We start from the raw sequence: 11,672 nt of genomic DNA, 5'->3' as shown, positions 1-11,672 counted from the left end.
CGGCCAGTCTCGGACTCGTCCTGGAGGATCTGGCGGACCCTTACTACGGTCCGCTGAACCGTGCCGTGGAAGAGGGACGGCCGTCCGGGTGCACCACCTCTCCGCCTGTCCGAGTTTGCCCCGCTTTGGGTAGCGTTGAAGCATGAGGACCAGGCTGCTTCTCGCACTGCTCGGGCTGCTGCTCGCCCTGTCGGCCACCGCCTTCACGGCGATGCCGGGCGACCGCACCGCAGACACCGGCCCCGCGGCCGTGGCGGAGGCCCTCAGGAAGAGCCCGGTCTATGTGGACCCGCGCGCCGCGAGCCGGCTTCCGGCGGCCGACGCCGAGGCGCTCGCGAAGAAGATCAAGGACGCGGACAAGCCGGTCTTCGTGGCCGTACTGCCCAGGGCCGCGGAGTTCCCGCCGCAGAACGTGCTGGAGGCGGTGCGGGCCGACACCGGGGTGATGGGCCTCTACGCCATCCAGCTCGGTGACGCCTTCAACGCGGGCGCCGACGCGGCCGTGCTGTCGAAGCGGGCCGTCCGCGATCTCACGGAAGGGGTCAGCACCGGCGGCTCCGCCGACGCAGCGACCGAGCTGCACACCTTTGTCGACCGGGCGCTGCCGCAGACCCGCGGCCATGCCCCGTCGTCCTGGGGCGCCGGACCGGAGCTGGAATCGGGCGACGTCGGCGGTTCGTCCACCGGACTGATCGTGCTCGGCGGGCTGGTGGTGCTGGGCGGCGCGGGCGCCTACGCGGCGGTCCGGCACAACCGCCGTCAGCAGGCCGAACGCGACCGGGAGGCGATGGGCAAGCTACGGGTCGTGGTGGACGAGGACATCACCGCCTTCGGCGAGGAACTCGACCGGCTGGACTTCCATCCGGCGGAGGCGGGCGCCGATGACACGATGCGCGCGGACTACGAGCACGCGCTCGACGCGTACGAGAAGGCGAAATCGCGGATGGTCTCCGCCGAACGGCCCGGTGATGTGCGCGGCGTGACCGAGGCGCTGGAGGACGGCAGGTTCTCGCTGACCGTGCTGGAGGCCCGCAGGAAGGGCGCCCCTCTTCCGGAACGGCGTTCGCCGTGCTTCTTCGACCCGCGCCACGGACCCGCGGTGACCGAGGCGGACTGGGCGCCGCCCGCCGGTGTCCCCCGGGCCGTGCCGGTCTGCGCGGCCGACGCGACCAGACTGGGTGACGGCGAGGAACCGATGACCCGTACGGTGCCGACCGAGCGGGGACCCCGTCCGTACTGGGAGGCCGGGCCCGTGTACGGGCCCTGGGCCGGCGGCTATTTCGGCGGCGGGCTGCTTCCCGGACTGCTGGTGGGGACAATGCTGGGCTCGATGATCGCCAGTCCCGCGTACGCGGCCGACTACGGAGACGGCGGCTACGGCGGCCACCTGGGCCCGGGCCAGGACCCGGGCGACTTCGGCAACGGCGACTTCGGTGGCGGAGGGGGCTTCGGCGACGGCGGTGGGTTCGACGGCGGGAGCGGACTGTAGCGGTGCCGCGGCCGGACCCGCGCGCCCCGCGTGCCCTTCGGGGCAGGCCCCCGCCGCCCGTCTCACCCACCTCGGTGTTCACCGGGCTCAGACCGCCTCGGGCGCCTTCTTGATCGCGGAGATGTCGAAGCTCAGTTTCACCTTGTCGCTGACCAGCACGCCACCCGTCTCCAGCGCGGCGTTCCAGGTCAGGCCCCAGTCGGAGCGCAGGATGTCGGCGCTGCCCTCGAAGCCGACCCGTTCGTTGCCGTACACATCGGTGGCCGAGCCGTTGAACTCCAGGTCGATGGTGAGGGGCCGGGTGACGTCCTTGATGGTCAGGTCGCCGGTGACGCGGTACGTGTCGGCGCCGACGTGCTCGGCGGAGGTCGAGCGGAAGGACATCTTCGGGAAGGTCTCGGCGTCGAAGAAGTCGGCGCTGCGGAGATGACCGTCACGGTCGGCCATTCCGGTGTCGACGCTGGAGATGGAGACGTCGATCGCCGCGGACGAGGCCGCCGGGTTCGTGCCGTCCAGCGTCAGCGAGCCCTCGTGCTCCACAAAGGTGCCGCGGACGTTGGTGACCATCGCGTGCCGGACGGTGAAGCTGATCGTGCTGTGCGCCGGGTCGATGGTGTACTCGCCGGTCAGCGCGGCCAGCGCCGGGTCGATCTCGCGGTCGGCGGTGGCGACCTGGGCGCTGTTCTTGCGGCCGAAGAAAGCCATGGTTCTCTCCCTGAAGAGTGGTTGTTTAACCTTCAACGAAGTGCACTGTAGCGCGATCTCGTTCAATATTCAACAACGTCATCCGATTGATGGCGACGCCCTCTGGCGGACGCGCGTAGACATCGGGCACGATCTCCCTGCTCCACCTGCACAGCCGCTCCATCGCGACCACGGTCTTCCGCAGGAGGGAACCCCCCATGAGAATCCGCACCGTCCTCAGCGCGCTCGCCCTCGTCCTCGGCGCGCTCTTCGCCCCCGGCTTCGGGGTGCTCGGCTCGGCCACCGAGGCCCAGGCCGCGACCAAGATCACGCACGCCACCGCGACCTCGATGTTCAGCTCGTCCGGGATCACCTGGTCCTCGTCGGGCGGCTGCTCCAACCGCAACACGCCGACCTGTACCTCGTTCGACCAGCTCAACCTGACCACGGCTCAGGGAGCACAGACCCTGCGCGGCGCCGTCGGCTGCGGCCTCAACATCACCGGCGGCACGGAGACCGGGCACGCCAGTGGCACGTACTCGCACTGGAACGGCTACAAGCTGGACTTCGCCAAGTCCACCTGTCTCACCAACTACGTCAAGAACACCTTCACCTACATCGGCGTACGCGGTGACGGCTATCCGCAGTGGCAGTCGGGCGCGGGCAATGTCTACGCCGACGAGGGCAACCACTGGGACGTGACCTTCTACAACTGCGGCGGCTGCTGAGCCCGTTCCGGCCCGGCGCCGTACGCGCGGTTCCCCGTCCTCCCCGGAGCGGAGGACGGGGAACCGTCGCGTGGTGGCGGCTCAGGAGCCGAGGGACACCGTCCAGCGGCGCGGATTGCCGTCGTGCGCGGCGCCCGAGACATCGGGCTGCCCGTCCGGCTGGACGTCGTCGTACGGGAAGGCGTAGCCGATCGGGGTGTTGGCGTGCACCACCCGGGCGAAGTGGTTGGTGACCGGGTCCTGGTAGTAGTCCGCCGCCGTGGCGCCGTTCGGCTGGACGGCGTGGCTCAGTACGGTCGAGCGGTTGAAGGCGGCCGCCAGCCGGGCGAGCAGCCCCTTCTTGTCGTCGGAGTCGCCCGGGTTGTTGGCGAACGGCCCGCTGTCGCAGGTGAAGATGTCCATCGAGGTCGGCCTGGCGAAGGTGTGGCCGCCGCTGAAGGTGAGGGTGTCACCGCTGACCCGGCCGGTGAACACGCCCCGGCCGCCCTGGAGATCGATCGTCAGATCCGTGGCGGCGTACTTCTCCCAGACCCGGTCGACATAGCTGTCCCAGACACGCGCGAAGGGGGCCTCTCCGGCCAGGTTCTGCGGCGAGATCACGCGCAGGACGCCGCCGTCCGCGCCGCGCAGCACCAGCCGGTCCCAGGGGTGCCCGTCGACGGCCGCCTGGGCGGTGAGCCCGTCCGCGATCCGCTGGAGGGCGCCCTCGGGCAGCGGAGCGACCGTGTGGGTGGCGTCGCCTTCGAGCGTGATGCCGATGGGCAGGGCCGTCACCAGGTCGACATAGCTGATGTTGGAGTAGAGCTGGTCCGGGTTGAAGGTGAACTCGCAGAACGACCAGGTGCGGCCGTAGTTGGGGTCGGCGCTGGTCGCGAAGGCCGGCTCGACCAGGGCGGGGCCCGGGTTGAGGAAGAAGTCCAGGGTGTCGTCGCGTACGAAGTAGACCCGGGCGCCGTACATCTGCGGCAGCGTCAGCACCACCGGCGCGCCGCCCGGGGCGCCGAGCGGGATGGCGCAGTCCACCGGGAGCGGGGTCCCCGGCGCGGCGGGCGAGTCCGGCCGGTAGACCGTGCCGTCGGCGCGCAGCAGCACCCAGCGGTCGGTGCCCTGCTCGTGGCCGGTGACGTACGCGTTGACCGAGCCGGGCAGCGAGGTGTTCCGGAGGGCGATCTCGCAGGTGTCCGCGGCGGCCATTGCCCGGGAGCCGAGCCCGGGACCCCAGAGCGGGGAGGTGACCGCCGCGGCGGTGGCGGCCGTGCCGGTGAGGAACAGTCGACGTGATATCACGGATGTTCTCCTGGAATGTGGGGGGAACGCGGAAATGCGCGGTATGTGGGGGTCGCGCCTGCGTCGCGGACCACTCTCGCGAGGCGGGAGAAGGGCGTCAAGAGGTCCGGCTGAGAGCGCTCTCGCCCCCGCGCGATTCACCCACTCGGGCGTACCGACGGGCCTGTCCGGTCTCCGGACCGGTCCGCCGCGTGCGGCGCCCGCCGTGGCCGGGAGATGGCCCGGGGCTTACATCTAGGGGGAATCCCACAAGCGGTGGGGGTACCTTGCTGTCCTGGAGCCCCGCATCGGGCCGGGTTCTGTCCAGGCCCACCAGGAATACCGTCAGGAGACTGTGTGGAGTCGACGGCGTGTTTTCCTGTGTGGTCTTCGTAGGGTTGGTACATGACCGTAGTGGACGAGACGCCGAGCGACCCAGCCGACGCCCGGGGGCGGGTGGCGGAACTGCACGCCCTGCGCGAGCAGGCGCGCCGAGGGCCCAGCGAGCGCGCGACCGAGGCCCAGCACGCCAAGGGCAAACTGACCGCCCGTGAGCGCATCGAGCTGCTGCTCGACCCGGGGTCGTTCAAGGAGGTCGAGCAGCTCCGCAGGCACCGCGCGACCGGCTTCGGCCTGGAGGCCAAGAAGCCGTACACCGACGGCGTCGTGACCGGCTGGGGCACCGTCGAGGGCCGCACCGTCTTTGTCTACGCCCATGACTTCCGGATCTTCGGCGGCGCCCTGGGCGAGGCCCACGCCACCAAGATCCACAAGATTATGGACATGGCCATCTCGGCCGGCGCTCCGCTGGTCTCGCTGAACGACGGCGCGGGCGCCCGTATCCAGGAGGGCGTCTCCGCGCTCGCCGGCTACGGCGGCATCTTCCAGCGCAACACCCGCGCCTCCGGGGTCATCCCGCAGATCAGCGTGATGCTGGGCCCGTGCGCCGGCGGCGCCGCCTACAGCCCGGCCCTCACGGACTTCGTCTTCATGGTCCGCGAGACCTCGCAGATGTTCATCACCGGCCCCGACGTGGTCAAGGCCGTCACCGGTGAGGAGATCACCCAGAACGGCCTCGGCGGCGCCGATGTGCACGCCGAGACCTCCGGCGTCGCGCACTTCGCGTACGACGACGAGGAGACCTGCATCGCCGAGGTGCGCTATCTCCTGTCGATGCTTCCGCAGAACAACCGCGAGAACCCTCCCTCGGTCTCCTCCGAGGACCCCGCGGACCGGCGCTCCGACGTCCTGCTCGACCTGGTCCCGTCGGACGGCAACCGCCCGTACGACATGCACAAGGTGATCGAGGAACTGGTCGACGACGGCGACTTCCTGGAGGTCCACGAGCGCTGGGCCCGCAACATCATCTGCGCTCTGGCCCGGCTCGACGGCCAGGTGATCGGCATCGTCGCCAACCAGCCGCAGTCGCTGGCCGGAGTCCTGGACATCGAGGCGTCCGAGAAGGCCGCCCGTTTCGTCCAGATGTGTGACGCCTTCAATATCCCCATCGTCACCCTGCTGGACGTCCCCGGCTTCCTGCCCGGCGTGGACCAGGAGCACGGCGGCATCATCAGGCACGGCGCCAAGCTGCTCTACGCGTACTGCAACGCCACGGTGCCCCGGATCTCCCTGATCCTGCGCAAGGCGTACGGCGGCGCCTACATCGTCATGGATTCGCAGTCCATCGGCGCGGACCTCACCTACGCCTGGCCGACCAACGAGATCGCCGTGATGGGCGCCGAGGGCGCGGCCAATGTCATCTTCCGCAAGCAGATCGCGGAGGCCGCGGACTCCGAGGCCATGCGGGCCCGTATGGTCAAGGAGTACAAGGCCGAGCTGATGCACCCCTACTACGCGGCCGAACGCGGCCTGGTCGACGATGTCATCGACCCGGCCGAGACCCGTGAGGTGCTGGCGGGCGCGCTCGCGATGCTCCGTACCAAGCACGCCGACCTGCCGTCCCGCAAGCACGGCAACCCTCCGCAGTGACCCGGCGCCCCGCGCCCCTCCCGCCAGAAGACTCCTCCCGCCGAGAAGACGGAGACACCACCTCCATGACAGAACCGACGAACGAATCCGTGCTGCGTGTCGAGAAGGGCTACGCCGGCCCCGAGGAACTGGCCGCCATCACGGCGGTCCTGCTGGCCCGCGCCGCGGCCCAGCCCGAGGTCCCCGCGCACCGCGGCCGCTCCACGGCCGGCTGGCGCAGGCTCGAACGCACCCCCGGCTTCCGCGCCCCGCACAGCTGGCAGGGCTGAGTCCCCGCGTCATCGGCGTCACGGCCCCCGCGTTCCGGCCCCGGAGCGCGGGGGCCCTCGCGTACCCGGCGCGCGCGGGCACGGAACACACGAGGTCCCCCGCACGTCCTGAGTGCGGGGGACCTCGTGGGAACGCCCATGGCTACCGGAGTCGGGCCATGAGGGCGTGTTCGACGAGGGTGATGAGTCCGCTTTTGGCGTCGGCGCGGTGGCGGGCGTCGGTGGTGATGATGGGGGTGTCGGGGCCGATCTGGAGTGCTTCGCGTACTTCGTCGGGGGTGTAGGGCTGGTGTCCGTCGAAGCCGTTGAGGGCGATGACGAAGGGGAGTCCTGAGTTTTCGAAGTAGTCGACGGCGGGGAAGCAGTCGGCGAGGCGGCGGGTGTCGACGAGGACGACGGCGCCGATGGCGCCGCGGACGAGGTCGTCCCACATGAACCAGAAGCGGTCCTGTCCGGGGGTGCCGAAGAGGTAGAGGATGAGGTCCTGGTCGAGGGTGATGCGGCCGAAGTCCATGGCCACGGTGGTGGTGGTCTTGTCTCCGGTGTGGGTGAGGTCGTCGATGCCGGCTGATGCGCTGGTCATGACGGCTTCGGTACGCAGCGGGTTGATCTCCGAGACGGCGCCGACGAACGTGGTCTTGCCCACGCCGAAGCCGCCCGCCACCACGATCTTCGCGCTGGTGGTTGAGCGGGCCGCACCGCCGCTAGAGCTTGCGAAGTCCACTGAGCACCCTTTCGAGCAGTGTCACGTCTGGCTGGCCCCCGGCGGCCTCGTCGCCGCCGGGCTGATGGATGGCGACAAGTCCGGCCTCCGCCAGGTCGGCTACGAGGATCCGGGCTACGCCGAGGGGGATGGAAAGGAGCGCCGAGATCTCGGCGACCGATTTGATCTCAAAACACAGGTGGCAGATCCGCTGGTGCTCGGGCAACTGCCCTTGCAACTGGGACGGGTCCGCCGTCGTACTGACCAGTGCCTCGATGGCGAGCTGGTAACGCGGCCGGGTCCGGCCGCCGGTCATGGCGTACGGGCGCACCAACGGATTGTGTGTGCCCGCGGGGGGATCGGCTGCCGGAGCGCGCCGGGGCTGTACCGGCTGGATACGGGGCCCCTGCGGCTCGTTGTACGGCTGCCGCTGCGGCGGGAGAGGCTGCCGCGGTCCGGGCGGACCGTCCTGGTAGCCCTGTCCGCCCTGGTTGTTCTGGTTGTTCTGGTTGTTCTGGACGTGCTGGGTGTTCTGTCTGCTCGGCGTGGAGGGAAAATTGAAGCGGTTCCGGGCGTGTTCACCAGGGAACTGCTGGGCACCGTCATAAGGGTGCCCGCCTGGGGGTGTAGCCACGTTTCCTCCTCCGACCGCCGGTCCATGTCCCTGTGGGGTCGCGCCACCGCACCCTACGGTGCGGCGGCGCTCAGCGCACTGTCCGTCAGTTGAGCAGACTTCCCTGGAGCTCGGCGCGCAGGTCCGGAGTGAGGACCGTGCCGGCGCGGTCGACCAGGAGGGCCATCTCGTATCCGACGAGGCCGATGTCGGCCTCGGGGTGGGCGAGTACGGCCAGCGAGGAGCCGTCGGAGATGGACATGATGAAGAGGAAACCACGCTCCATCTCGACGACTGTCTGGTTCACGGCGCCGCCTTCGAAGATCCGGGACGCCCCCGCGGTCAGCGAGGTGAGACCGGACGCCACGGCCGCGAGCTGATCGGCTCGGTCACGCGGGAAACCTTCGGACATGGCCAGCAGGAGTCCGTCGGCGGAGACCACCACGGTGTGGGACACCCCAGGGGTGTTGTCCACAAAGTTGGTGATCAACCAGTTGAGATTCTGCGCCGCCTGGCTCATCGGGCTCACACTAACGCTCCTGGTGGTAGGTACTGCCCGGGCCGTGGCCCGGTCCGTTCGTGTCCGCTCCCGCGTCGCGTCCCCGCTGGACGCCGCGCCGCAGGTTGCTCAACCTGCCGCGCACATCCTCCGGGGCCCGGGAGACCTGGGGGCCGCCCTGCGGGGTTTCTTCCGCCGATCCCTCGACGAGGTTGGCCTTGGGCACCCGGCGGGGGAGACCGGACGAGGTGATCCCGCCCGCCTTGGGCTCACGGAGCTTCTCGGCCCGCTGCTGGCGGTCGTCGTTCGTCGACCGCCAGTCCTGGGAACCGTCCGCACCGCTCTGCCCGTTCAGCGGGGTCCGTGCGGTCTGTCCTTCGTCCTGGCCCGTGGGCGCCCACTGCTGCTGGCCGCTGCCGCGGCGCGGCAGTCCCGCGTCGGTCAGCGCGTGGCTGGTGCTCGGGGAGGGACCCGGACGGTCGAAGCCTACGCGCTCGGGAACGATCTCGGGAGCGCTGTGGCCGGATTCCGGTTCCGGTCCCTGCTCAAGTTCGTACGTGCCCTGATAAGTACTCTGTTCGCCCCACTCGCCCTGATGGGCATGGGCGTCGAAGCCGCTCTCGTACGGTCCGCCGGAGTGCTGCGGCTCGGGCTGCGCGGCCTCCGGATACGGGATCCCCGGGGATTCCTGATAGCCGTTGGACGACTGGTACGTCTCGGGTGCCCGGTACTCGTCGTAGCCGGTCGCCCGCGGCGGTGCGTAGCCCTGCTCGTACGACGCCTCCTGCGGCGCGTACTGGCCGTCGGTCTCCTCGCGGTAGCCACTGTCCCGCCGCCCGCCGAAGGGCGGCTGTCCGCCGCCGGACGGCGTCCCCAGCGCGGCCCGCCGCTCCTCGCGTCGCAGCGTGCGGTTGACCGGATCCAGGCGGCGCGTGTCGTCCGTCCGCGGCTCCTCGTAACGGGAGTCGTCGAAGCCCAGCTCCGCGGCGGTCAGCATCGGAGTGGTCGGGAAGACCTGCTCCTCCGGCGGGAGTTGCTGGTCGGGGATGATCTGCGAGACCGTGAAGTCGTCGGCCGCCGCGGGCTCGCCGCCTCCGCCGCCGTGTGTGATCGCGTCGGGCAGCATGACCAGGGAGGTCGTACCGGCCTGCTCGCCGGAGGGGCGCAACTGGACGCGGATGCCGTGCCGGTCGGCGAGGCGGCCGACCACGAAGAGGCCCATGCGCTGGGAGACTGCGGCGTCCACGGTCGGCGGGTTGGCCAGCTTGTGGTTGATGTCCGCGAAGTCCTCGGCGGTGAGGCCGATGCCCTTGTCATGGATCTCGATCATCACCCGGCCGTCGGGCAGCCGGGTCGCGGTGACCCGTACCTTCGTCTGCGGCGAGGAGAACGTGGTGGCGTTCTCCAGCAGCTCGGCGAGCAGGTGCACCAGGTCGGTCACGGCCTGGCCGTGGATGTCCGTCTCGGGCACACCGCTCAGCTCGATGCGCTCGTACGACTCCACCTCGGAGGAGGCGGCCCGCAGCACGTCGACCAGGGGGACCGGCTGGTTCCAGCGGCGGCCCGGCTCCTCGCCGGCGAGCACCAGGAGGTTTTCGCCGTTGCGGCGCATACGGGTCGCCAGGTGGTCCAGCCTGAAGAGCGAGGCGAGCTGATCCGGGTCGGCCTCGTTGTTCTCCAGGTCCGTGATGAGGGTGAGCTGGCCCTCGATCAGCGACTGGTTGCGGCGCGACAGGTTGGTGAAGATCGCATTGACGTTTCCGCGGAGCATGGCCTGCTCGGCGGCGAGCCTGACCGCCTCGCGGTGGACCTGGTCGAAGGCGCGGGCGACTTCGCCGATCTCGTCGCGCGAGTCGATGGGGATGGGCTGGACCCGGGTGTCGACACGGCCGGGTTCGGCCCGGGAGAGCTGGTCGACCAGCATCGGCAGCCGCTGCTCGGCGATACCGAACGCGGCCGTACGCAGCGAGCGCATCGAGCGGCTCATCTGCCGGGCCATCATGCCGGCCAGGATGAAGGCGGCCAGCAGGGCGATCACCACGACGGCGCCATTGGTGATCGCGTCGTTCCTGGCGTTCTCCGAGATCTGCGCGGCGTCGGCCACGGCCTTGTCGACGAGATCCTTCTCGATCACCGTGTAGCCGTCGAACTTGGCGGTGGAGGCGGCCATCCACACCTCGGGCGTGACACCGCGGCCCGCGAGCTGCTCGGGGCTGGCGCCGGTGGCGATCGCGGCGACCATGCCGTCGAGGACGGAGCCCTCCCGGGTCGGCGGGGCCTTGAAGTCCTGGCCGGCCGCGGCGGCCTGCTGCTGGGCGGCGGCGAGCTTCCTGGCTCCCTCGGCCGTCTGCTTCTTCATGACGTCCTGGAGCTTGACGGTGTCCGCCTCGGTACCGCCGGAGACATACTCGCCGAGGGCGATGTCCTCCAGATACGCGTACGAGGAGAAGGCCATCGTCTGGCCGGCCCTGACGTCGTCCTTCTGGCTCGGTCTGACCAGCAGGTGCATCCCGATGGCGCGCTGCAGGGACTCGGCGGCCTTGGCGAGCTGGAGCGCGTAGACGGTACGGCCGTAGCTGGTGATGTTGCCGGTGCCGAGACCCAGCTCGTTGGCGAACTCCATGAGGGAGTGCTGGACCAGCACATAGCCCTCTTCGGTCGCCACGGGACCGCCGTTGCCGCCGCTCTTGTCCGGAGTCTCGATCCCCGCCGTGTAGGCGGTCTTCCTGAGCCCTTCCAGCTTGGGCTCTTCGGCCCGGAACAGGCTGAGGCGGCGCTGGAGGCCCTGCTTCGCGGGCATGTCACGGACCGCGGTGTCGAATTTCCGCTTCGCCGCGTCCGTGGCCGCCCGGGCCTGGGCGACGGCGGGCGCGTCGCGCTTGTTGGTCAGCAGCGGCTGAGCGGTGAGGTCCCGCTCGTTGAGCAGCGCCTGGCCGTACTCCGAGGCGGCCCGTACGACAAGTGCCGTGGCCTCGGCGTCCTGCGCCTCCTGCCAGGTGTCGAGGGACGCCTTGACCTGGAAGCCGCCCATCACCAGGCCGACCAGCACGGGAATGAGGAGAATCGCGTTCAGCCGGGTGCGTACCCGCCAGTTGCGGGGGGAGAGCCGACTGGGGCTGCCGGCCGCGGGTGGCGTGCCGGTCGTGGCCGCAGGCGGCACCGCTGCGCGCGGCGGCGGGGTGAAGTTGCCCCGCGCCTGTTGCTCCGCGGAGCTCGTCTTGCTTCGCCTCACTCGACCAACAACCTCTCGGCGTCGGCACCTACGTTGTGCCGTTTTTCGTTCGGGCCGTACTACTCGGGAGTTGTCGAATTCCAGCACGGGGAACGGCCGCATTCCAAACAGCAGGAATCAGCCATTCCGAGTGATCCAAGCCTCTAGTAAAACGGGCATAAAGAGCGAGTCACGGCAAAAGGCGGGTTCGATATGAGCGC

The 11,672-nt window shown here is 70.0% G+C and carries 10 protein-coding genes; 4 read left to right on the top strand and 6 right to left on the bottom strand.

Translation table 11 applies throughout. The annotated features are described in order from the left end of the window. The first annotated feature begins 142 nt into the window (after positions 1 to 142). On the top strand, positions 143 to 1,489 hold the full coding sequence (locus ABZ707_RS28425) for a hypothetical protein (RefSeq protein ID WP_360180279.1): 1,347 nt from the start codon (positions 143 to 145) through the stop codon (positions 1,487 to 1,489). Positions 1,490 to 1,576: 87 nt separating this feature from the next. Here ABZ707_RS28425 and ABZ707_RS28420 read toward each other — a convergent pair whose 3' ends face one another. After that, entirely contained in the window at positions 1,577 to 2,194 is a 618-nt protein-coding gene (locus ABZ707_RS28420) for a YceI family protein (protein ID WP_360180277.1), read from the bottom strand. Positions 2,195 to 2,391: 197 nt separating this feature from the next. Between ABZ707_RS28420 and ABZ707_RS28415 the strand changes: the two genes are divergently transcribed. Next, positions 2,392 to 2,901: a hypothetical protein gene (locus ABZ707_RS28415; protein WP_319684839.1), complete on the top strand. Its 510-nt coding sequence runs from the start codon at positions 2,392 to 2,394 to the stop codon at positions 2,899 to 2,901. Between the two features lie 81 nt (positions 2,902 to 2,982). Here the strand turns inward: ABZ707_RS28415 and ABZ707_RS28410 are convergent, their stop codons facing one another. Then, positions 2,983 to 4,188, bottom strand: a complete 1,206-nt coding sequence (locus tag ABZ707_RS28410) for a glycoside hydrolase family 64 protein (protein WP_360180275.1) — start codon at positions 4,186 to 4,188, stop codon at positions 2,983 to 2,985. A gap of 384 nt (positions 4,189 to 4,572) precedes the next feature. Between ABZ707_RS28410 and ABZ707_RS28405 the strand changes: the two genes are divergently transcribed. Further along, positions 4,573 to 6,156, top strand: a complete 1,584-nt coding sequence (locus tag ABZ707_RS28405; RefSeq protein ID WP_360180273.1) for an acyl-CoA carboxylase subunit beta — start codon at positions 4,573 to 4,575, stop codon at positions 6,154 to 6,156. A gap of 65 nt (positions 6,157 to 6,221) precedes the next feature. After that, positions 6,222 to 6,425: an acyl-CoA carboxylase subunit epsilon gene (locus ABZ707_RS28400; protein ID WP_360180271.1), complete on the top strand. Its 204-nt coding sequence runs from the start codon at positions 6,222 to 6,224 to the stop codon at positions 6,423 to 6,425. Positions 6,426 to 6,567: 142 nt separating this feature from the next. On the opposite strand, the gene ABZ707_RS28395 is transcribed toward ABZ707_RS28400, so the two are convergent. The 4 genes from ABZ707_RS28395 to ABZ707_RS28380 all read right to left on the bottom strand — a co-directional run bounded on the left by ABZ707_RS28395 (position 6,568) and on the right by ABZ707_RS28380 (position 11,472). Further along, positions 6,568 to 7,149: an ATP/GTP-binding protein gene (locus tag ABZ707_RS28395; protein WP_031229389.1), complete on the bottom strand. Its 582-nt coding sequence runs from the start codon at positions 7,147 to 7,149 to the stop codon at positions 6,568 to 6,570. Then, entirely contained in the window at positions 7,130 to 7,762 is a 633-nt protein-coding gene (locus ABZ707_RS28390; protein ID WP_360180270.1) for a DUF742 domain-containing protein, read from the bottom strand. The genes ABZ707_RS28395 and ABZ707_RS28390 overlap by 20 nt, the downstream gene beginning before the upstream one ends. Before the next feature lie 85 nt (positions 7,763 to 7,847). Beyond that, entirely contained in the window at positions 7,848 to 8,261 is a 414-nt protein-coding gene (locus ABZ707_RS28385; protein ID WP_026057603.1) for a roadblock/LC7 domain-containing protein, read from the bottom strand. Between the two features lie 10 nt (positions 8,262 to 8,271). Then, positions 8,272 to 11,472, bottom strand: a complete 3,201-nt coding sequence (locus ABZ707_RS28380; RefSeq protein ID WP_360180268.1) for a nitrate- and nitrite sensing domain-containing protein — start codon at positions 11,470 to 11,472, stop codon at positions 8,272 to 8,274. Between the last annotated feature and the right edge of the window lie 200 nt (positions 11,473 to 11,672).

This window comes from Streptomyces sp. NPDC006923 (assembly GCF_040635655.1).
Taxonomy (GTDB): domain Bacteria; phylum Actinomycetota; class Actinomycetes; order Streptomycetales; family Streptomycetaceae; genus Streptomyces.
This window is presented reverse-complemented; position numbering and strand designations above follow the sequence as displayed.

What these genes read in the sequence shown, in the direction of transcription:
- ABZ707_RS28425 (WP_360180279.1), top strand. Translation starts at nt 143, where the DNA reads ATGAGGACCAGGCTGCTTCTCGCACTGCTCGGGCTGCTGCTCGCCCTG.
- ABZ707_RS28420 (WP_360180277.1), bottom strand. Translation starts at nt 2,194, where the DNA reads ATGGCTTTCTTCGGCCGCAAGAACAGCGCCCAGGTCGCCACCGCCGAC.
- ABZ707_RS28415 (WP_319684839.1), top strand. Translation starts at nt 2,392, where the DNA reads ATGAGAATCCGCACCGTCCTCAGCGCGCTCGCCCTCGTCCTCGGCGCG.
- ABZ707_RS28405 (WP_360180273.1), top strand. Translation starts at nt 4,573, where the DNA reads ATGACCGTAGTGGACGAGACGCCGAGCGACCCAGCCGACGCCCGGGGG.
- ABZ707_RS28400 (WP_360180271.1), top strand. Translation starts at nt 6,222, where the DNA reads ATGACAGAACCGACGAACGAATCCGTGCTGCGTGTCGAGAAGGGCTAC.
- ABZ707_RS28385 (WP_026057603.1), bottom strand. Translation starts at nt 8,261, where the DNA reads ATGAGCCAGGCGGCGCAGAATCTCAACTGGTTGATCACCAACTTTGTG.